This window comes from Pseudomonas baltica (assembly GCF_031880315.1).
Lineage (GTDB): Bacteria > Pseudomonadota > Gammaproteobacteria > Pseudomonadales > Pseudomonadaceae > Aquipseudomonas.
In genome coordinates this window covers 1,070,356-1,091,047 of sequence record NZ_CP134771.1, presented here as the reverse complement: position 1 = coordinate 1,091,047, position 20,692 = coordinate 1,070,356, and the positions used below count along the sequence as shown (strand labels likewise).

Here is a 20,692-nt window from a genome sequence, read left to right as displayed (position 1 = left end):
ATTATCCGTTGTCGTGTGCCTGAATCTGCGGCAAGGCAAAGAACGCCCGCGCGCAGGCGGTGGTGTGCTGCGCCAGATCGGCCTCGGTCTCGCCGCGATGCAAGGCCACCTCGCGCAATACCTCGGGCAGATAGCCCGGTTCGTTGCGGCCGTTCTTGGGCTTGGGGCGCAACGAGCGGGGCAGCAGGTAAGGTGCATCGCTCTCCAGCATCAGGCGTCCGCGGGGGATTTCACGAACCAGTGGATGCAGATGGCTGCCCCGCCGTTCATCGCAGATCCAGCCAGTGATGCCGATGTGCAGATCCAGATCGAGATAGCTGAACAGCGCCTGCCGTTCGCCGGTGAAGCAGTGCACCACGGCCGCCGTCAGCTGGTCGCGGTAATCCTTGAGGATCGCCAGCAGGCGTTGATTGGCATCGCGCTCGTGAATGAACACCGGCAGACGATGTTCGACCGCCAACGCCAGATGCCGCTCGAAGACCTTCTCTTGTTGAGCGCGTGGCGAGAAGTCGCGATTGAAATCCAGCCCGCATTCGCCCACCGCGCGCAGCCGTGGATGGGTCAGCAGGGTGCGCAGACGCTGTTCGCTGTCGGCGTTCCAGTCACTGGCGCTATGGGGGTGCACGCCCGCCGTGGCGAACAGGCGCTGGGCGGATTCGTCGAGCTGTTCGCACAGTTCGAGGGCGTGCTCGCTGCCGTCGATGCTGGTGCCGGTCAACAGCAGTTGGCAGACCCCGGCGGCATAGGCGCGCTCGAGGACTTCGGGCTGGATGTGCGCAAAACTTGCATTGGTAAGATTGACGCCGATGTCGATGAGTTGCATGGTGCTACCTCAGGCAGGAGGCCGAAAAGCATACCAGAGCTGGATAATTTTAATTAAAGCCAAGAACTTCAAGAGGTTATGGCGGTCTGTTGCGGCGAATCATGACCATGGCTACGGCGCCGGGAGGGCGCTGTCGGGGTCTCCAGGTTCACAGGCACCGGTCCAGTCTGCCCGCAAGTTGCGGTTTTGGTGGCGCCTTGCGTCGTTTTGCAGCATTTGAGCGGCCCCGGGGAAAGTAGATGGCCTGGCTATCGACGACAACGGTCGACCTAACCTTGTGCGCTGAACGGAGCCGGCTACTTTTCTGGAGAGCGGATGACGCGTCCCTCACGTTTGATCCTGGCTTGCCTGGGCTTGCTGTTGCCTATGGCGGCGGTGGCCGGGGCAGCACCCCATGCCGATTCGGCCGCTGCGCATGACAAGCCCGCAGGGCACAAAGGCGCGCCTCGTCAGGTCGCCATGCACAAGGCTCTCACCGCCAAGGTGCGCGATCTCGACGAGATTCGGCGCAGCAAGACCTTGCGCGTGCTGGTCAACCAGAGCCGCAACAGTTCGGGCGAGGTCGACGGCAAGCTGATCGGTGTCGAGAATCTGCGCCTGCGCGCCTTCGAAACCTACCTCAATGGCCATGCCAGCCCCGCGCAACGCATCCATCTCAAGCTTATCCCCAAGCCCAAGGAGCAACTGCTCGCTGCCTTGCAACGCGGTGAGGGCGACGTTGCGGCACCCGGCGAAGGCGTCGATGCGGCAGCAACCCAGGGCCTGACCGCGAGCGCACCGACGGTCGAGCATGCGCCGATGATCGTGGTCGGCAACAAGGGCGAGCGCACCTTTACCCGAATCGAGCAGTTGTCGGGGCGCACCCTGGCGCTGCCAGCCGGCAGTACGGCGGGGGAGGCGATCACGGCCATCAACGACAAGCTCGCGCAGCGACACCAGCGGCCGGTGCAGGTCGAGTGGGTCGATGGCAGCCTGGCGGTCGAGGACGTGCTGGAGATGGTCCAGGCCGGTATCTATCCCTACACCGCCGTCGAGCAGCCGATCGCCGAGCGCTGGGCGAAAGTGATGCCCAACCTGCGTCTACAGCGCAAGGTCGCGCTCGACAGCCCCGGCCATATCAGCTGGTTTACCAGGGCCAATGCGCCGCTGCTCAGTGCCACGGTGGACCGCTTCGTCGGCGCCTACGAGGTGCCGGCCGATCAGGACACGGCGTTCGTCAAAGCCTACGCGCGCCTGTACAAGGTCCACTATCCGCTGGCCTCGGCAGATCGCCGACGCCTCGAACAATTGCGCCCTTTGCTGCAACGCACGGCGCACCAGCAAGGCATGGACTGGTTGAATCTGGCCGCATTGGCGTTCAAGGAATCGGCGCTCAACCCTTCGGCTCGAGGCGCGGGCGGCGCCACCGGATTGTTGCAAATCACCCCGGCGGCGGCGCAGCGGGTCGGCGTCGGCAACATCCAGGAAGTCGATGGCAATGTGCAGGCCGGGGCCAAGTACCTGGCGATGCTGCAGCGCAAGTTCTTCTCCAGCCAGAAACTCAATGATCGCGAACGCATGGCGTTCGTGCTGGCGGCGTACAACCTTGGGCCGGAGCGCGTCCAGGCAATGCGCGCCGAAGCCCGCAAGCGCGGCCTGAACCCGGACCGCTGGTTCTTCCAGGTCGAGCGCGTGGCCATGGAACAGGTGGGCATGGGCCCCGTGAGCTACGTCAACAGTGTGAACAAGTATTTCCTGGCCTTCGACCGCGAGCGTGAATCCCTGGAGCCGCAGGGACGGAAACTGGCAGAACGCTGACCTATCAATTTTATCGATAGTTATGTTGCGTTTAATGCGCTTTAAGTATCTGTATATTTGATTAATATGGCGTCCAACACAGACATTCACTTGAATTGAATACAGGACGCCACACCATGAACACACTGATCAAAACCGTACTGACTACCCGCGCCAACTGGGGCATTACCGCACTGCGCATCGCCGTCGGGGTGATCTTCGCCGCCCACGGCTCGCAGAAGCTGTTCGGCCTGTTTGGCGGCTATGGCCTGACTGGCACCGCACAATGGATGGAGAGCATCGGCCTGGCGCCCGGCTTGCTGATGGCCTTGATGTCGGGTGGCGCGGAATTCTTCGGTGGTTTGGCGTTGATATTCGGCTTGCTGGTGCGGCCAGCGGCGGCGGTGTTGTCGATTACCCTGGTGGTGGCAATCCTCTCGGTGCATATCCATAACGGTTTGTTCATGGCCAACAACGGCTACGAATTCGCCTTGGCGCTGCTGGGCGGTACAGTGGCGGTGCTGCTCGAAGGCGCAGGCAAATTGTCGCTGGATCGGGTAATCGGTCGCCGAGTCTTCGTTTGAATGATGCCCAGGTATCACAGGCCTCTTCGCGGGCTCTCCCCGCGAAGAGGCCGACATGGCCGAAGATGTTTCCAGATTCGTCGTTGACAGCCATAGGCCAGCTTCTCTAGCATTGCCACTTGCGCCGATTTAAACAGCTACTTGCGGGGCGCCGATGGGCCACAGGCTCGTCAAATACCGCTAAAGCGCTGGTTCGGTGTTGCCTCCCACCGCTGCCAAGCGGAATCTGGAGGCTGAGATCCCACGCATGAGCAACCTGCGCCCTGACCTGTCCAAGGCTCCTGTCATTACGAGCCCGGTCGCCCGCAATCCCCGCATCCTTCTTGCTGGCAGTCACCAGCCGACCCTGCTGCGCTGCCTCGATGGCTGGCCGCGACGCGGCGGCAAGCCCAGCGCCTTCCTGATCCAGTTCACCGATGACGCCAGCGCCCTGGCCGGGTTCGCCACTGATCGCTTCGATCTGGCCGTGGTCCAGGCGCCCAGCGCCGAGCAACGCGAAGACGTGTTGGGGCACATCACCCGCATCGCCCGGCAGGGCTTGATCACGTTGGGTTGATCACTGCGCCTTGTTGTACTCGATCAAGGTGATCCACCAGCAGACCTCCCCGGTAGGTGTCTGCACCATGGCTTCGTCGTCAACCTGCTTTTTGAGCAGCGCTCGGGCCATGGGTGAATCGATCGAGATATAGTCCATGCGCTGGTAGATCTCGTCGTAGCCGACCACACGAAAGCGTTTGGTTTCGCCGGCTTCGTTCTCGATCTCCACCCAGGCACCGAAAAACACCCGACCTTCCTGTTCCGGCGCGTAGTCGACAACCCGCATGTCTTCAAGGCGTTTGCGCAGGTAGCGCACGCGGCGGTCGATTTCGCGCAGCAGTTTTTTGTTGTACTGGTAATCGGCATTCTCGCTGCGATCGCCAAGCGAAGCCGCCCACGCGACCTTTTGCGTTATTTCCGGGCGATATTCGCGCCACAGGTAGTCCAGCTCTTTTTTCAGAGCTTCATGGCCCTCGCGGGTAATGATCTTGGTACTGAAAACCTTGTTCTCGCTCACGACCTGTCCTTAACCTTCACGTAGCACCGTCAACGGGCTGGCATTGAGTGCCCGGCGTGTGCCGAATATACCGGCCCCGCCGATCAGCAGTGCGCCTATCAGCGGCAATACCAGCAGCCAAGGGTGCGGGCTCCATTGCAGGTGGAAGGCGAAGCGGTACAGCACCCAGCTGATCAGCTCGGTACCCAATGCCGCGAGCAAGCCACTGGCGGCGCCCAGCAGGCCGAATTCGATACGCCGCGCCTTGACCAGCAACCGCCGCTCCGCGCCCAGTGCCCGCAGCAGTGCACCTTGGCGGATGCGTTCGTCGAGGGTCGCCTGCAAGCCCGAGAACAGAACGGTCATGCCCGCCGCCAGCACGAACAGCAATACGTACTCTACCGCCAGGGTGACCTGGGCCAGAATGCTGCGCAGTTGTTCAAGCAAGGCCTCGACTTGCAACAGCGTCGCCGCCGGAAAGGCCCGGGCCAGTTCGACGATTTGCTGGTCGTGACCGGGCGCCAGGTAGAAGCTGGTGAGGTAGGTAGTCGGCAGGTCCTTGAGGGTGCCGGGCTGGAAGATCATGAAAAAGTTGGGCTGGAAGTTGTCCCAGCTGACGTCCCGCAAGCTGGTGACCTTGACGTCGCGGATCATGCCAGCGACGTTGAAAGTCAGGGTGTCGCCCACCTTGAGCTTCAGGCTGTCGGCCAGTTTCGCTTCGACCGATACGCCCGGCACATCGCTGGCGTTCGCCGCAGTGGTGGTGCTCCACCATTGCCCGGCCGTAATGCGGTTGCCGCTGGGGAGGTCGGCGGACCACGTCAGGCTCAGGTCCCGTTGCGTGGCGTTTTCGCCGCGCGAATCGGCGGTGACGAGCTCGGCTACGGGTTTGCCATTGATGGTCGTCAGGCGGCCCGGCACGATCGGATACAAGGGCGCAGCGTGCGCGGAGATATCGCGCAGATGATCGGCGAAGGCCTGCTTTTCGGCGGGCAGGATATTGAGCACGAAATAATTCGGCGCATCCTTGGGCAACTGGTTTTGCCAAGTGTCCAACAGCTCGCCGCGCAGCAGTGCGATCAGCGCCATTGACAGCAGGATCAAGCCGAATGCCAATGCCTGACCGGCAGCCGCGAGGGGATGGCGCAGCAACTGCCCCAGACCCAGGCGCCATGGCAGGGGGGCATCGACCAGCATGCGGCGCAGGTTTTGCAAGCCCAGCAGCAACAGGCCGCCCAGCACCAGGGCGGCGATCAGGCCGCCGCCGAGCAGGGCGAAGGTCAACAGCAAGTCGAGGCTCAGCCGCCACATGATCAGCCCCAGGGCCAGCAAGGCGACGCCGTAGGTGGCCCAGGTGCTGGTGGCGACAGGCAGCATGTCTCGACGTAGCACGCGCAACGGCGGAACCCGGCCCAGCCCGGCCAATGGCGGCAAGGCGAAACCGGCGAGGGCGACCAGGCCGGTGGCGATGCCTGCCAGTGCCGGCAGCGCGCCACCTGCGGGCAAGGTGCCTGGCAGCAGGCCTTGCAGCAGGGCGAACAACCCCAGTTGCGCGACCCAGCCCAGCAAGGCGCCGGCGAAGCAGGCCAGGCCGCCGAGCACCGCCAATTGAATGCAGAACAACAGCATAACCTCGCGCCGCGACAATCCCAGGCAGCGTAACAGTGCGCTGGCATCGAAGCGGCGCATGGCATAGCGGCTGGCCGACAGCGCCACCGCAACGCCGGCCAGCAGGACTGCCACCAGGCTCGCCATGTTCAGGTAGCGTTCGGCCTTGCCCAGGGCGCCGCCGATCTGCTGGTTGCTGTCGCGGGAGTCGAGCAGGCGTTGATTGGGGTCCAGGTGTTCGGACAACGCCTGGCGCCAGGCCGCCACGGATTCGGCCTGGCCACTCCAGAGTTCGCGATAGGTGACTCGGCTGCCCGGCTGGATGATGCCGGTCGCGGGCAAATCATCAAGGTTGATCATCACCCGAGGCGTCAGGCTGTAGAAGTTGCCGGCGCGGTCCGGCTCGTACGTCAGCACCCGGCTCAGGCGCAGGGTCTTCTGGCCGACGTCGATGCTGTCGCCGATCTTCAGGTTCAGGGCCGCCAGCAGGCGCGGCTCGACCCAGGCCTCACCGGGCGCGGGACGATTGCCGGCGGTTTCGACGCCATACGGCTGGGCAGCGCTTTTGAGTTCGCCGCGCAGCGGGTACTGGTTGTCGACCGCCTTGATGCTCGACAGCTGGATGCCGGTATCGGTGGCGATCACACTGGTGAACTCCGCCACCCGCGCATGCGCCAGTGTCGGTGCCTGCAGCTGTTCGGGGCGCGCCGCGCCGGAGCCTTGCAGCACCAGGTCGGCGCCGAGGAATTCGGTCGCGCGCAGCAGCATGGCGCCATTGAGGCGAGCACCGAAATAGCCGATGGCGGTGCTGGCGGTGACGGCCACCAGCAGGGCGAAAAACAGCACGCGCAGCTCGCCGGAGCGGGCGTCGCGCAACAGTTGGCGCAGGGCGAGGCTGAACAGACGCGGCAAGGGCAGGCGAGTCATCAAGGCTCCAGAGGGGCGACCAGACGTCCGGCGTCCAGGCGAATCAGGCGGTGGCAGCGGTGCGCGAGGCGCTCGTCGTGGGTGACCAGCACCAGGGTCGTGCCGCGCTCCTTGTTGAGTTCGAACAACAAGTCGCTGATGCGTTCACCGGTATGGCTGTCGAGGTTGCCGGTAGGTTCGTCGGCGAACAGCACATCGGGCTCGGCGGCAAAGGCGCGGGCGATGGCCACACGCTGTTGTTCGCCGCCGGACAACTGGCGCGGCGAGTGGCTCAGGCGCGCGCCCAGGCCGACCCGTTCGAGCAGGCCGCGGGCGCGTTCGCGGGCGTCGCTGCGGCCGTCCAGTTCGAGCGGCAGCATGACGTTTTCCAGAGCATTGAGGCTGTCGAGCAGTTGGAACGACTGGAACACGAAGCCGACATGTTCGGCCCGCACGCGTGCGCGCTGGTCTTCATCCAGGGTGCTCAGGTCGCGGCCGGCCAGGGTCACGCGCCCGGCACTGGGCAGGTCGAGGCCAGCGAGCAGGCCCAGCAGGGTCGATTTGCCCGAGCCGGAGGCGCCGACGATGGCCAGGCTGTCGCCTCGCTTCAAATCCAGGGAGAGATGGTGCAGGATGGTCAGTTCGCCTTCCGCGCTGGGCACGACCTTGCTCAGATCCTGTGCGGTGAGAATGCTACTAGTGGTCATGGAGATTCCCGATGCGTGTCTGGTTGATGAGTGCTGGCCTGGCCTTGATGTGTCTGGCGCAGAATGCCGCGGCGGGTACAGTCCTGATCGTGGGCGATAGTATCAGTGCCGGTTTCGGACTGGATACCTCCAAGGGCTGGGTTGCCCTGTTGCAGCAACGGCTTGAGCGCGAGGGTTTCAGCGATAAAGTGATCAATGCGTCGATCACCGGCGACACCAGTGGCGGGGCCCAGGCGCGGCTGGCGCCGCTCCTTGCAGCCAACAAGCCGGACCTGGTGATTCTTGAACTCGGCGGCAACGATGGCTTGCGCGGTCAGCCGCCCGCGCAATTGCAACAAAACCTTTCAATGATGATCGACAGTGCCAAGGGCGTCGGTGCCAAGGTGCTGCTGCTGGGCATGCAACTGCCGCCCAACTACGGCAAACGCTATACCGATGCTTTCGCCAAGGTCTATCCCGATCTGGCACAGCAAAAGTCCGTGGCCCTGGTGCCGTTTTTTCTTCAGGGCATAGGGGGGGTGCCGGCGCTCATGCAAGCGGATGGTCTGCACCCGGCCGTGGGGGCTCAGGGCATGTTGCTGGATAATGTCTGGCCGGTGCTCAAGCCTTTGTTGTAGGGCGGTTTGGTCGGGTGCGTATATTTGCCGATGAGGCCCTTTTCTATGCGGGCCCTTTCGGCTAATGTGGCGCCCCCGATTTGGAGCCCCTGATGCCGCGTCCTGCCTGGTCACTCTTTGCCTATCAACTGATCGAGCCCGATGAGCAGCTCGACCTGTTCGCGTGCCAGGAAAGTCGTGTGCATATGGTTGCCCGGCAGCTGGAGCTGGGCGGTTCGATCGACCGCACCCTGTGCGGCACCTTGTTGCCGGCGCAACCTCGATGGTCCGGGGTGGCCAAGGCCATTTATCGTGACCAGCGCCTGTGCCGCCTGTGCCGAGCGATTCTGATGGCGCAACGCAAGGGCACGCGGCCGATCTGGCCGGAGCTGCAGTCGGAGTTGTAAAAAGTTTCATGCAGGGCGCCCTCGGGGCTGCTCGGCGGCCTCCCGGACAGCCGGGCGGCAGTGTACAATCGCGGTTTTGCCCTCCCGAATGATTTGCGAAGGATTTTCCGGATGTTGCCGCGCTTTTCCGTCGTCACCCGCGCTCTTTCCCTGACGGCTGCCTTGTCGGGTGCCCTGTCTGCTACGTCGGCCATGGCGCTGGAGTTTCCCTTGCCGCCGCCGGGCGAAGACATCGTTGGCCAGGTCCAGGTGATCAAGGCCAAGTACGAAGACACCTTTGCCGATCTGGGCACCACCTTCGATCTGGGCTACCTGGAAATGATCGCCGCCAACCCGGGTGTCGACGCCTGGTTGCCCGGCGCCGGTACCCAGATCGTGCTGCCGACGCGCTTCATTCTGCCACCGGGCCCACGGGAAGGTATCGTCATCAACCTGGCCGAGTACCGCATGTACTACTACCCCAAGGGGCAGAATGTGGTGCGCACTTACCCTATCGGCATCGGCCGGGATGGCTGGGGGTCGCCGATCGGCCTGACCAAGATCACCGCCAAAACCCCGAACCCGACCTGGACGCCACCGGCGTCGGTAAAGGCCGAGCACCTGGCCGATGGCGATCCGTTGCCTAACGTGGTGCCGGCCGGTCCGGACAACCCGCTGGGGCCGTTCAAGTTCGGTCTGGGCTTGCCCGGTTACCTGATCCATGGTTCCAACAAGAAGTTCGGCATCGGCATGCGCACCAGTCATGGCTGCTTCCGCATGTACAACAACAACGTGCTCGAGCTGGCGACCATGGTGCCAGTCGGTACGCCGGTGCGCATCATCAACGAGCCGTACAAGTTCGGCATCAGCGCTGGCAAAATCTATCTCGAGGCGCACACGCCGCTGGACGCCAAAGGTGATCCGTCCCACGAAGACAAGCACGCCGCCGTGGTCAATGCCTTGCTCAATCGCAAGGACCTGGCCGGCAGTCTGAACATGAACTGGGACACCATGCGCGATGTGATCGCGGCGGAAGATGGTATGCCGGTCGAGATTGCCGCGCCGAATGGCCCGGCCATCTCGTCGGCGCCAGCCACGCCCTGATCAGAGGGCAGCACAAAGGCGCCAGGGCCTGCGAGTGCTGCCTCTGGGAAATGGCCCTTTATACCGGTCATAAAAAAAGCCGCCCTTCGCGAGAAGAGGCGGCTTTTTCATGCTGAAGCCATAATCCAGAGGATTATTACTTGCGGCTAGCCTTGTCGAGCATGCGCAGAGCGCGCTCGTTGGCTTCGTCGGCAGTCTGCTGGGCTTTTTGAGCGGCAGCCAGAGCTTCGTCAGCGTGACGATAGGCTTCATCAGCACGGGCTTGAGCACGAGCCGACGCGTCTTCGGTAGCGGTCAGGCGAGCTTCGGTTTCTTTGGATGCGCTGCTGCAACCGGTTGCCAGAACGGCGGCCAGGGCCAGAGCAGAGAATTTCAGAACGTTATTCATCGTGTTCCCCTTAAATTTCTATTTAATAGCCATCTCTCGAGAGTGAGACAATGGCCGGCGTACATAGTACTCATTACTTGTAGTAAGTAAACTGACGAAGCGCAAGAAGCAAAAAAATCCATGCAGATTGATGTGCCGCGCATCATCGCGCACTTATGCAGACCGCGGTGATGCGTCCTTGTTCCGGTAATCCCCCGTCAAACCGGCAGTGCAGCATGGAATGTCAGGTTGAACTAGACTGATTGCTACTGAACCATGAGTGACTTTAAGTGTCCGTCGGCGTCTCAATCAACATGCAGTCAGTGTCACGTTTGCAATCATGGGTAATCGCTGTTTCATGCGCGTCCCATATGACAGAGAACGATACCTCTACCTTCGATGTGCTCTTGCTGCCGGCTTCTATTGGCCAAGGACGAGCGTCGATCGAACAGAGGTTTCCCTCACTGGTAAAACAGCGGTAAGGTAGCGGTCAAAATCCAAGACCCGCGAGGAGTAATGATGAGCGAGGCGCCGTCCATACACCATGACCAGGCTGGTCATCAATTCGAAACCTTCGTCGACGGCCATCGTGCCTATCTGACCTACATGGACTTGGGCAAGCAGACGCTGGATATCTATCGCACATTCGTCCCCAACGAGCTGCGCGGGCAGGGTATTGCTGCAGCCTTGACCGAAGAAGCCCTCGAGTACGCCGAGCGTATGGGCTATGTGGTGATCCCTTCGTGCTCTTATGTCGAGCGCTATATGGAGCTGCATCAGCGGCAGGCGGCCAAGTTGTAAGCGCCAGTGCGAGTCGCGCCGCCATAAAAACGCCGGGCTGAGCCCGGCGTTTTCGTGTCTGTCCTAGTCTTGAAGACGCTTGCGTCGCGGCAGCACGTCCTTGAGCTTGGCGTGCATGCTGCGCAGCGTGGTCTCGGTGCTTTGCCAGTCGATGCAGGCATCGGTGACCGAGACGCCGTACTGCAGGTCGGCCAGGTCCTTGGGAATGGCTTGCGCGCCCCAGTTCAAATGACTTTCCACCATCAGGCCGATGATCGAGTTGTTGCCCTCGACGATCTGGTTGGCGACGTTTTCCATCACCAAAGGCTGCAGGGCAGGGTCCTTGTTGGAGTTGGCGTGGCTACAGTCGACCATGATGTTCGGCCGGATACCGCCTTTTTCAAGCGCCTGTTCGCACAACGCGACACTGACCGAATCGTAGTTCGGCTTGCCGTTGCCGCCGCGCAGTACCACGTGCCCATAGCGGTTGCCCTTGGTGGTGACAATGGACACGCCGCCTTGCGGATTGATGCCCAGGAAGCGGTGCGGGCTGGAGACTGACTGCAAGGCGTTGATCGCTACCGTCAGGCCACCATCGGTGCCGTTCTTGAAGCCCACGGCCGAAGACAGGCCGGAAGCCATTTCCCGGTGGGTCTGGGATTCGGTGGTGCGTGCGCCGATCGCCGACCAGCTGATCAGGTCCTGCAGATATTGCGGCGAAATCGGGTCGAGCGCCTCGGTGGCGGTGGGCAGGCCCATTTCTGCCAGGTCCAGCAGCAATTGCCGACCAATGTGCAGCCCGTCCTGGATCTTGAACGAGTCATCCAGGTAGGGATCGTTGATCAGGCCTTTCCAGCCGACGGTGGTGCGGGGTTTTTCGAAGTACACGCGCATCACCAGGTACAGGGTGTCGCTGACTTCCGCCGCCAGGGCCTTGAGGCGCTGGGCATACTCGTGAGCGGCCTTGATGTCGTGGATCGAGCAGGGCCCGATGACGACGAACAGGCGGTGGTCGGTGCCGTCAAGAATGTTGCGGACCACTGCGCGGCCTTGGGTCACCGTGTGCAAGGCGGCGTCGCTGAGCGGGATGTCCTTCTTGAGCTGATCGGGGGTGATCAGGGTCTCGTTGGACTCCACGTTCAGGTCATTGATCGGTAAATCGGCCATGGTGTTACTCATCAGGTCACAAGTGGTGTCCGCCAGCGATGCCCCGCACGGCGGTGCACACTATTATTCGGCGCAGCGGGGAGCGGAACCTTAGCGCGATACCCCCTGCCTCGACAATGCCCAGTCTTGGCTTTGTGCGCTGTGCGATGGCGGCGAGCGCCTTGCGGCGGCACTGCTAAACTCTAGCGAGCGCTGTCGTTCGCAGCAGTGACAAGGGGGTTGAATGATCCGGTCCATGTTGTATGCCTCTGATCTTGGTCCGTACGCGCCTTTCGTTCTGCAGCACGCGCTGTCCCTCGCCCGCGCGTTCAAGGCCGATCTGTACGTCATTCACGCCGTCGAGCCGATGAGTCCGTTCGCCGAGTCGGTGTTGCAGAGTTATCTCGATCCTTCCACCCTCGATGATTTGCACCATGAAGGGGTGAGTACGGTTCTGGCGACCATCGAGCAAAAGGTCCTCGACAGCTTCGTCGACGAGCTCGAGGAACCTCAGGACCTGGCGCTGATCAGCGCCGTACGGGTGCGCCAGGGGGATCCGGCGCAAGTCATCCTCGATCAGGTAGCGCGTCTTGATGTCGACCTGCTGATCATCGGCAGCCATGGCGAAGGCTGCAGCGCGGACACTCCCTTGGGGCGCACGGCCACGCGAGTCCTGCAGCTCAGTACGGTGCCGGTCTATTTGGTGCCCCTGGGGCAGACCCTGAATGGGCGAGCGCCGGGGCAAGGCGAATAGCCTTTAAAAGGCCAGCAGGGGTGGCCTGTGGAAAATTTTCATTACAATTAATAAAAAGTTCTATGTTTCCGGGTTTTACCATTGATATAGTTATAACCCGTCGCTGCTGCAGGTGACGTCTATCTGCTTTGAGGGAACTTTATGAAGCTTCAGCAACTGCGCTACATCTGGGAGGTGGCGCATCACGACCTCAACGTCTCCGCCACAGCGCAAAGCCTGTACACCTCGCAGCCGGGGATCAGCAAACAGATCCGCCTGTTGGAGGACGAGTTGGGAGTCGAGGTGTTCGCCCGCAGCGGCAAGCATCTGACCCGCGTGACGCCTGCGGGCGAGCGGATCATCAATACGGCCGGCGAGATTCTGCGCAAGGTCGAGAGCATCAAGCAGATCGCCCAGGAATTCTCCAACGAGAAGAAAGGCACCCTGTCGATCGCCACCACCCATACCCAGGCGCGTTATGCCCTGCCACCGGTGATCAGCAATTTCATCAAGCAATACCCCGATGTTGCCTTGCACATGCACCAGGGTTCGCCCATGCAGATTGCTGAAATGGCCGCAGACGGCACCGTCGATTTCGCCATCGCCACCGAGGCGCTGGAGCTGTTCGGCGACCTGATCATGATGCCGTGCTACCGCTGGAACCGTTGCGTCGTGGTGCCTCAGGGCCATCCACTGACCAAGGTCGGCAAGCTGACGCTCGAAGTGCTCGCCGAGCATCCTATCGTCACGTACGTGTTCGGTTTTACCGGTCGCTCCAAGCTCGACGAGGCTTTCAGTCATCGCGGCCTGACCCCGAAGGTGGTGTTCACCGCAGCCGACGCCGACGTCATCAAGACTTACGTGCGCCTGGGTCTGGGGGTCGGTATCGTTGCGCGCATGGCGGTCGATGAGAAGCTGGACAGCGACCTGGTGGTGCTGGATGCCGACCATCTGTTCGAGGCGAGTGTGACCAAGATCGGCTTCCGTCGCGGGACCTTCCTGCGCGGATTCATGTGCGACTTCATCGAGAAGTTCGCGCCGCACCTGACCCGCGATGTGATGGCCAAAGCTATCCAGTGCCACAACAAGCAAGAGCTCGAAGAGCTGTTTGCCGGGGTCGAGTTGCCCAAGCACTGATCGCTCTGCTCTCTGTGGGAGCGGGCCTGCGCGTTCGGCGGCGAAGCCTTTGAAGCTTCGCCGCCGGACGCGCAGGCCCGCTACTTCGAGGAAGTCCGGTGGCGCCTCAAGCCTTGCTGATCAAATTGCCGGCATGCAGCCCGCATTCCTTCTGGGTGGCTTCTTCCCACCACCAGCGGCCTTCGCGCTCGTGCTGGTTCGGCAATACCGGGCGGGTGCAGGGTTCGCAGCCGATGCTGATGAAGCCGCGCTCGTGCAGGCTGTTGTAGGGCAGTTCGAGCATGCGGATATAACCCCAGACTTCCTCACTGCTCATCTGCGCCAGTGGATTGAACTTGTACAGCGGGCGATCTGGCGTCGAGAACGCTGCGTCGATTTCCAGGGCTGCCACCTGGCTGCGGGTGCCGGGGCTCTGATCGCGGCGCTGCCCGGTGGCCCAGGCCGTCACGCCTGACAGTTTACGTCGCAGTGGCTCGATCTTGCGCACGCCGCAGCACTCGCCATGGCCGTCCTTGTAGAAACTGAACAGGCCCTTTTCCTTGACGAACGGCTCCAGCTTGCTGTGATCCGGGGACACCAGCTCGATGGCGATCTTGTAGTGCTCGCGGACCTGGTCGATGAAACGATAGGTTTCCGGGTGCAGGCGGCCAGTGTCGAGGCTGAAGACTTTGACGTTCTTGTTGAGTTTCCAGGCCATGTCCACCAGCACCACATCTTCGGCGCCACTGAAGGAAATCCAGACATCGTCACCGAACTGGCTGAAGGCAAGCTTTAGGATGTCCTGTGGGGACTTGTTGGCGTAGGTCGCGGCGAGTTCGGCGACATCGAAGGGTTGGCTCATCAGGCGGCTTCCGGTAGTCAGTGGCGCTTGGGCGCTCGAATGGTGCAATGGTAACAAAATCTTGCGGCTCAGAGCTGTTGCAGCGTATCGAGCAACACCTGCACCTTGGTCAGTGATTCGGTGTATTCATCCTCCCAGTTCGAGTCGGCCACTACCGCGCCGCCGCCCCAGCAACTGACCTGGCCATCTTTGACCAACAGGCTGCGGATGGCGATAGAGCTGTCCATTTCGCCACGCACGTCCATGTACAGCATCGAGCCGCAATAGAAGCCGCGATGGTGCGGCTCCACCTCGTCGATGATCTGCATGGCGCGGATTTTCGGCGCACCGGTAATGGAGCCGCCCGGGAAACTGCCGGCGATCAGGTCCAGTGCGTCGTTACCGGCGGCCAGCATGCCAGTTACGCTGCTGACCATGTGGTGCACGTTGGGGTAGCTCTCCAGTGCGAACAGTTCGGGCACCTTGACCGAGCCGATCCGGCAGGTGCGGCCCAGGTCGTTGCGCAGCAGGTCGACGATCATCAGGTTCTCGGCACGGTCCTTGGCGCTGGCCAGCAGCTCGGCACCATTGGCCGCATCCTGCGCGGGTGTCGTACCACGAGGGCGCGTGCCCTTGATCGGGCGGGCCTCGACCTGGCCGTCGCGCGCTTGAATGAAGCGCTCCGGGGAGAGGCTCAGCAGGGTGCTGCCGTCGGCCAGCGGCATGAACGCCGAAAACGGCGTCGGGCAGGCCGCCCGCAGAGCGCGATAGGCGCTCCAGGCATCCCCCTGGCAAGGAGCGCGAAAGCGCTGAGTGAGGTTGATCTGGTAGCAATCGCCAGCCTGGATGTAGGCCTGGATGCGTTCGAAGGCGCGTCGATATTGATCGGGCGTCCAGTCGCCAGTCATGGCGTGGCCCAGCTTGAAGGGGTTGCTCATGTGGGGGCGGGCTCTGCCCGCGAGATCTGCGTGCGCGGCAAATAATTCGGTCAGGCGCGTACGCTCCTGCTCCGCCAGCGCCGGATGAAACACCAGCTGCGAGGTGCGCAGCCGATGATCGCTGATCAGCGCCCAGCCATATACACCTAACTGTGCGTCTGGCAATTGCAAGTCATCGACGCTGTTGCCGGCGATGTTTTCCAGCCGACGTCCAAAGTCGTAGCTGAGGTAGCCGATCAGGCCTCCAGCGAAGGGCAGGTTCAGGCCCTCTGGCAGCCGCGCCGTGCCCAGAGCGGCGAGGCTGGCGCGCAGCCGCTGGATGAACGCTACCCCGGCTTCTTCAGCGGCGGGTTGCAATTGTTGCAATGGCCAGGCGCTCAGCAGGTCGAAGCGCCCACGCTCGGCCCCTGGCCGGGCGCTGTCGAGGAGCACGGCGCCGGGCGCGTGACGGATTGCCTCGAACCACAGGGTGGCATCGGCATGATAGGTCAAAGAGTGAAGGTGGCAGAGGGGCATGCGGGATCGTCTGGCAGGCGAAAGCGCCCTATTGTAAAGGTTTTGGGGCGGGTCGGCTTTTTCCACATGATCGGGTCATTACCTGGGCTGCTGCGGCGGCGACGAGGGGCGCGTGGACAATCTCTCTGCCTGCTATTTGAACCGCCGCTCCACGCCTTTCTCGACAAGGATCTTGGCCGAGATCTCTTCCACCGAAAAATGCGTCGAGTTGATATGTGGAATGTTTTCCCGACGGAACAGACTTTCGACCTCGCGCACCTCGAACTCGCACTGCGCGTAACTCGAATAGCGGCTGTTGGGCTTGCGTTCATGACGGATCGCCGTCAGTCGGTCAGGGTCGATGGTCAGGCCGAACAACTTGTGCTGGTGGGCCTTGAGCGCCGGCGAAAGTTGCAGACGCTCCATGTCGTCTTCGGTCAGTGGGTAATTGGCCGCGCGGATGCCGAACTGCATCGCCATATAAAGGCAGGTGGGCGTCTTGCCGCAACGCGAAACTCCGACCAGAATCAGGTCTGCCTTGTCGTAGTAGTGGGTGCGGGCGCCGTCGTCGTTGTCGAGGGCGAAGTTCACCGCTTCGATGCGCTCCATGTAGTTGGCGTTGTGGCTGATCGAGTGGGATTTGCCCACCGAGTACGACGAATGCGCGTTGAGCTCCATCTCCAGCGGTGCGAGGAAGGTCGAGAAAATATCGATCATGAAGCCGTTGGAGGTTGCCAGCACCTCGCGGATGTCCTGGTTGACGATGGTGTCGAAGATGATCGGGCGCATGCCGTCACGCTCGGCGGCGGCATTGATCTGCTGGACCGTGGCGCGGGCTTTTTCGACGCTGTCCACGTAGGGCCTGGTGAACTTGTTGATGGTTATGTTTTCGAATTGCGCTAAGAGACTTTGGCCCAGTGTTTCAGCGGTGATGCCGGTGCCATCAGAGATAAAGAATGCCGATCGTTTCATTATGCGTACTGGGCCTTAAGCGAAAGGAGAGTTGTGTATATGATAGGCGCGTTTCCACGGTCTTGAATGATGGCTAGCGTCAGCGTTTCGCGGCCCCGGTCACAATGCTCGGAACGCGCTGCTGCATCGCGTCGCGCGGCTCCAGGTTTTTCTTGCACACACAATACTTACAGTCAGTGGAGAGATCACCTTGGTAGAGTACGTAGTTTCCCTCGACAAGCTCGGCAAACACGACGTTGAGCGCGTGGGGGGCAAGAACGCATCCCTGGGCGAGATGATCAGCAATCTGGCAGGTGCCGGGGTGTCGGTGCCTGGCGGCTTTGCGACGACGGCTGAAGCCTATCGTGATTTCCTCGAACAGAGCGGCCTAAACGCCCAGATCCACGCCGCGCTCGACGCGCTGGATGTCGATGACGTCAATGCCCTCGCCAAGACCGGCGCGCAGATCCGCACCTGGATCATGGACGCCGAATTCCCCGAACCCCTCAACGAGGCGATTCGTACCGCGTTCGCCGAGCTGTCCAAAGGCAATCCGGACATCGCCGTGGCAGTGCGCTCCTCGGCCACCGCCGAAGACTTGCCGGATGCTTCCTTCGCTGGCCAGCAAGAGACCTTTCTGAACATCCGCGGCGTCGAAAACGTCATCCGCGCGGCCAAGGAGGTGTTCGCGTCCTTGTTCAACGACCGAGCGATTTCCTACCGCGTGCATCAGGGTTTCGACCACAAGCTGGTGGCGTTGTCGGCTGGCGTGCAGCGCATGGTGCGCTCCGAAACCGGTACCGCCGGGGTGATGTTCACCCTTGATACCGAGTCGGGCTTCCGTGACGTGGTGTTCATCACCGGCGCCTACGGGTTGGGCGAGACCGTGGTGCAGGGCGCCGTCAACCCTGACGAATTCTATGTGCACAAGCACACCCTCAAGGGCGGTCGCCCGGCGATCCTGCGCCGCAACCTGGGCAGCAAGGCCATCAAGATGATCTACGGCGACGAGGCCAAGGCCGGTCGCTCGGTCAAGACCGTCGACGTCGACAAGGTCGAGCGCGCGCGTTTCTGCCTGAGTGACGCTCAGGTCAGCGAGCTGGCCAAGCAGGCGATGATCATCGAAGAGCACTACGGTTGCCCGATGGACATCGAATGGGCCCAGGACGGTGACGACCAACAGCTCTATATAGTGCAGGCCCGCCCTGAAACCGTGAAGAGCCGCTCGAGCGGCAATGTCATGGAACGCTACCTGCTCAAGGAAAAAGGCAAGGTGCTGGTCGAAGGCCGGGCCATCGGTCAGCGCATCGGCGCCGGCAAGGTGCGGATCATTCACGACGTATCCGAGATGGACAAGGTCCAGCCCGGCGACGTACTGGTGTCGGACATGACCGATCCGGACTGGGAGCCGGTCATGAAGCGTGCCAGCGCCATCGTCACCAACCGCGGCGGGCGTACCTGCCATGCCGCGATCATCGCCCGCGAGCTGGGCATCCCGGCGGTGGTCGGCTGTGGCAACGCTACTCAGTTGCTGGTGGACGGGCAGGGCGTGACGGTGTCCTGTGCCGAAGGCGACACCGGTTATATCTTCGAAGGCGAGCTGGGTTTCGACATCAAGCAGAACTCCGTGGACGCCATGCCCGAGCTACCGTTCAAGATCATGATGAACGTCGGCAACCCCGACCGCGCCTTCGACTTCGCTCAGTTGCCCAATGCCGGTGTCGGCCTGGCGCGCCTGGAGTTCATCATCAACCGCATGATCGGCGTGCATCCCAAGGCGCTCCTCAACTACGCCGGCTTGCCGCCTGAGATCAAGGACAGCGTCGACAAGCGTATCGCCGGCTACAACGACCCGGTGGGCTTCTACGTCGAGAAACTGGTCGAAGGCATTAGCACCCTGGCGGCAGCGTTCTATCCGAAGAAGGTCATCGTGCGGCTGTCGGACTTCAAGTCCAACGAATACGCCAACCTGATCGGCGGCAAGCTGTACGAGCCGGAAGAAGAGAACCCGATGCTGGGCTTCCGGGGGGCCTCGCGGTATATCAGCGAGTCCTTCCGTGACTGCTTCGAGCTCGAATGCCGGGCTCTCAAGCGCGTGCGCAACGAGATGGGCCTGACCAACGTCGAGATCATGGTGCCGTTCGTGCGCACTCTGGGCGAGGCGTCGCAGGTGGTCGATCTACTCGCCGAGAACGGCCTGGCGCGCGGCGACAACGGCCTGCGCGTGATCATGATGTGCGAATTGCCGTCCAACGCGATCCTGGCCGAAGAGTTCCTGGAGTTCTTCGATGGCTTCTCGATCGGCTCTAACGACCTGACCCAGTTGACCTTGGGGCTGGATCGCGATTCGGGGATCATCGCGCACTTGTTCGACGAGCGAAATCCGGCGGTCAAGAAGCTGCTCGCCAATGCCATCGCCGCCTGTAACAAGGCTGGCAAGTACATCGGCATTTGTGGCCAGGGGCCTTCGGATCATCCGGACCTGGCCAAATGGCTGATGGAGCAGGGGATCGAGAGCGTCTCGCTCAATCCCGACTCGGTGTTGGAAACCTGGTTCTTCCTGGCAGAGAAAGAGGCCGGGGTCTGATATTCTGATCGCGCCTGGCCGTGTGGTGGGGTGGCAGTGCCGGCCTCTTCGCCGGCAAGCCGCGCTCCCACAGGGTGAACTCCGGATTGGATTCACCCTGTGGGTGCACAGCTTGCTGGCGAAGGCGTTATTGCAGGCACCCCATCAATCCATCCCTACCGCAGTCCGGTCAAGTGGCGACTTTTTCCCGTTCTGGTCAATTCCCATTCTATGCAAAGCAGCAGTCAACTTTATCCCGTGGCCTTGCTCAGCGCCGACCGGCGTGGTGATCTGAGCGAGGATGTCTACCGCATCAAGGCGGCCAACAGTCCGGATGCCAGTGTCGAACTGGCCGTTACTCGTCTGGGGCTCGCTGATCAGCCCGCCGCTCGTGGCATCCCGGTCATCCTGCTGCATGGCAGCTTTGCCAACCGACGCTTCTGGTATTCGCCCAAGGGTATCGGTCTGGGCGCATGGTTGGCACGCCAGGGTTTCGATGTGTGGATCCCGGAGATGCGCGGTCATGGTCTGTCGCCGCGCAATATCGACTACAAACGCAATCGCGTGGCCGATTACGCGCAGTACGATTTGCCGGTCATCAATGCCTTTGTCCTCGAACAGAACGGTCGCAAGCCGCACTGGCTCGGCCATTCGCTGGGCGGTACGACCCTGGCCGCGGCACTGGGAGGGCGTTACCTCACTGACGAACAGGTGGCTTCGGTGGCCCTGTTCGGCAGCCAGATCACGCGCAATTACTGGCCTCTGAAAGTTCCGCCGGTGGCGTGGGCGGGGCGTTTGTTGCTCAAGCGGTTCCCTCATCTGTCGGGCGCACGTTTCAAGCGCGGGCCGGAGGACGAGCCTATCGGTCTGGTGCTGGAAGTCATGCGCTGGTACGGCCTGTTCGGCAAATTTGGCGATCGGCATAGCGACTGGTGGGCGGGGCTGGCGGACAACAGCATCGCAGTCATGGCGGTTGCGGCGGCGGGGGATCGGCAGGATCCGGTCGAGGAGTGTCGCCGGCTTTTTGATCAGTTCGGTGGCGACAGCAAGCGCTTTGTCGAGTTGGGGCGCGAGGGCGGGTACAGCGAAGACTTCGGCCATGTCGAGATGCTGGTCAGCAAACCGGCTCAGACTGAGGTCTGGCCGCTGGTTGTCCAGTGGCTTCGGGATAACGAGCAGTTGGAAACGAATACGTTGCAACAGGCTGTATGAATTGATCGGCAGTTGCGGCCTCTT

General features: G+C 62.0%; 20 protein-coding genes. 11 read left to right on the top strand and 9 right to left on the bottom strand.

The genetic code is table 11. The features are described from left to right. Position 1 precedes the first annotated feature (1 nt). Positions 2-823 (bottom strand): TatD family hydrolase, encoded by an 822-nt coding sequence (locus REH34_RS04910; protein ID WP_226506580.1) that lies wholly within the window; start codon positions 821-823, stop codon positions 2-4. A gap of 315 nt (positions 824-1,138) precedes the next feature. On the opposite strand from REH34_RS04910, the gene REH34_RS04905 reads away from it, so the two are divergent. The 3 genes from REH34_RS04905 to REH34_RS04895 all read left to right on the top strand — a co-directional run bounded on the left by REH34_RS04905 (position 1,139) and on the right by REH34_RS04895 (position 3,739). Beyond that, positions 1,139-2,620 carry a transglycosylase SLT domain-containing protein gene (locus REH34_RS04905; RefSeq protein ID WP_311970962.1) on the top strand — a complete coding sequence of 494 codons (1,482 nt, stop codon included), beginning with the start codon at positions 1,139-1,141 and terminating at the stop codon, positions 2,618-2,620. A gap of 116 nt (positions 2,621-2,736) precedes the next feature. After that, positions 2,737-3,183 (top strand): DoxX family protein, encoded by a 447-nt coding sequence (locus REH34_RS04900; protein ID WP_226506578.1) that lies wholly within the window; start codon positions 2,737-2,739, stop codon positions 3,181-3,183. A 247-nt stretch (positions 3,184-3,430) separates the two neighbouring features. Then, positions 3,431-3,739, top strand: coding sequence for a class I SAM-dependent methyltransferase (locus REH34_RS04895; protein ID WP_226506577.1), 309 nt, complete (start codon positions 3,431-3,433; stop codon positions 3,737-3,739). On the opposite strand, the gene greB is transcribed toward REH34_RS04895, so the two are convergent. From greB to REH34_RS04880, 3 genes are read right to left on the bottom strand one after another with little or no spacing between them, the layout of a single operon-like run. Beyond that, the gene (gene greB, locus REH34_RS04890) at positions 3,740-4,237 is read right to left on the bottom strand and encodes a transcription elongation factor GreB (RefSeq protein WP_226506576.1); all 498 of its coding nucleotides are present in this window, start codon (positions 4,235-4,237) and stop codon (positions 3,740-3,742) included. It lies immediately after the preceding gene. Positions 4,238-4,246: 9 nt separating this feature from the next. Then, complete coding sequence (locus REH34_RS04885; protein WP_311970961.1) at positions 4,247-6,751, bottom strand: ABC transporter permease; 2,505 nt, start codon at positions 6,749-6,751, stop codon at positions 4,247-4,249. Then, positions 6,751-7,437: an ABC transporter ATP-binding protein gene (locus tag REH34_RS04880; protein WP_226506574.1), complete on the bottom strand. Its 687-nt coding sequence runs from the start codon at positions 7,435-7,437 to the stop codon at positions 6,751-6,753. Before REH34_RS04880 ends, REH34_RS04885 begins: the two co-directional genes overlap by 1 nt. Before the next feature lie 11 nt (positions 7,438-7,448). On the opposite strand from REH34_RS04880, the gene REH34_RS04875 reads away from it, so the two are divergent. The 3 genes from REH34_RS04875 to REH34_RS04865 all read left to right on the top strand — a co-directional run bounded on the left by REH34_RS04875 (position 7,449) and on the right by REH34_RS04865 (position 9,523). Further along, positions 7,449-8,054, top strand: coding sequence for an arylesterase (locus REH34_RS04875; protein WP_226506573.1), 606 nt, complete (start codon positions 7,449-7,451; stop codon positions 8,052-8,054). Positions 8,055-8,146: 92 nt separating this feature from the next. Beyond that, positions 8,147-8,440, top strand: coding sequence for a hypothetical protein (locus REH34_RS04870; RefSeq protein ID WP_226506572.1), 294 nt, complete (start codon positions 8,147-8,149; stop codon positions 8,438-8,440). 111 nt (positions 8,441-8,551) lie between these two features. Then, positions 8,552-9,523, top strand: a complete 972-nt coding sequence (locus REH34_RS04865; protein WP_226506571.1) for a L,D-transpeptidase family protein — start codon at positions 8,552-8,554, stop codon at positions 9,521-9,523. 136 nt (positions 9,524-9,659) lie between these two features. Here the strand turns inward: REH34_RS04865 and REH34_RS04860 are convergent, their stop codons facing one another. After that, a complete protein-coding gene (locus REH34_RS04860) occupies positions 9,660-9,911 on the bottom strand; it encodes an Lpp/OprI family alanine-zipper lipoprotein (protein WP_226506570.1) in 252 nt (83 codons plus the stop codon). A gap of 498 nt (positions 9,912-10,409) precedes the next feature. Between REH34_RS04860 and REH34_RS04855 the strand changes: the two genes are divergently transcribed. Beyond that, a complete protein-coding gene (locus REH34_RS04855) occupies positions 10,410-10,691 on the top strand; it encodes a GNAT family N-acetyltransferase (protein WP_226506569.1) in 282 nt (93 codons plus the stop codon). A 63-nt stretch (positions 10,692-10,754) separates the two neighbouring features. On the opposite strand, the gene REH34_RS04850 is transcribed toward REH34_RS04855, so the two are convergent. After that, on the bottom strand, positions 10,755-11,837 hold the full coding sequence (locus REH34_RS04850) for a 3-deoxy-7-phosphoheptulonate synthase (RefSeq protein WP_311970960.1): 1,083 nt from the start codon (positions 11,835-11,837) through the stop codon (positions 10,755-10,757). A gap of 223 nt (positions 11,838-12,060) precedes the next feature. Between REH34_RS04850 and REH34_RS04845 the strand changes: the two genes are divergently transcribed. Both REH34_RS04845 and cysB read left to right on the top strand, forming a co-directional pair. Then, a complete protein-coding gene (locus REH34_RS04845; RefSeq protein WP_311970959.1) occupies positions 12,061-12,570 on the top strand; it encodes a universal stress protein in 510 nt (169 codons plus the stop codon). Positions 12,571-12,711: 141 nt separating this feature from the next. Further along, positions 12,712-13,686 carry an HTH-type transcriptional regulator CysB gene (gene cysB / locus REH34_RS04840; protein WP_226506566.1) on the top strand — a complete coding sequence of 325 codons (975 nt, stop codon included), beginning with the start codon at positions 12,712-12,714 and terminating at the stop codon, positions 13,684-13,686. Positions 13,687-13,792: 106 nt separating this feature from the next. On the opposite strand, the gene REH34_RS04835 is transcribed toward cysB, so the two are convergent. From REH34_RS04835 to REH34_RS04825, 3 genes are all read right to left on the bottom strand, one after another. Then, positions 13,793-14,527, bottom strand: a complete 735-nt coding sequence (locus tag REH34_RS04835; RefSeq protein WP_226506565.1) for a phosphoadenylyl-sulfate reductase — start codon at positions 14,525-14,527, stop codon at positions 13,793-13,795. Between the two features lie 68 nt (positions 14,528-14,595). Then, positions 14,596-15,960, bottom strand: a complete 1,365-nt coding sequence (gene pabB / locus REH34_RS04830; RefSeq protein WP_311970958.1) for an aminodeoxychorismate synthase component I — start codon at positions 15,958-15,960, stop codon at positions 14,596-14,598. A 132-nt stretch (positions 15,961-16,092) separates the two neighbouring features. Then, a complete protein-coding gene (locus REH34_RS04825; RefSeq protein WP_226506563.1) occupies positions 16,093-16,911 on the bottom strand; it encodes a pyruvate, water dikinase regulatory protein in 819 nt (272 codons plus the stop codon). A gap of 190 nt (positions 16,912-17,101) precedes the next feature. On the opposite strand from REH34_RS04825, the gene ppsA reads away from it, so the two are divergent. Together ppsA and REH34_RS04815 are read left to right on the top strand one after the other, a co-directional pair. Further along, entirely contained in the window at positions 17,102-19,477 is a 2,376-nt protein-coding gene (gene ppsA, locus REH34_RS04820) for a phosphoenolpyruvate synthase (RefSeq protein WP_226506562.1), read from the top strand. A gap of 210 nt (positions 19,478-19,687) precedes the next feature. Beyond that, the gene (locus REH34_RS04815) at positions 19,688-20,668 is read left to right on the top strand and encodes an alpha/beta fold hydrolase (protein WP_311970957.1); all 981 of its coding nucleotides are present in this window, start codon (positions 19,688-19,690) and stop codon (positions 20,666-20,668) included. The last annotated feature ends 24 nt before the right edge of the window (positions 20,669-20,692 follow it).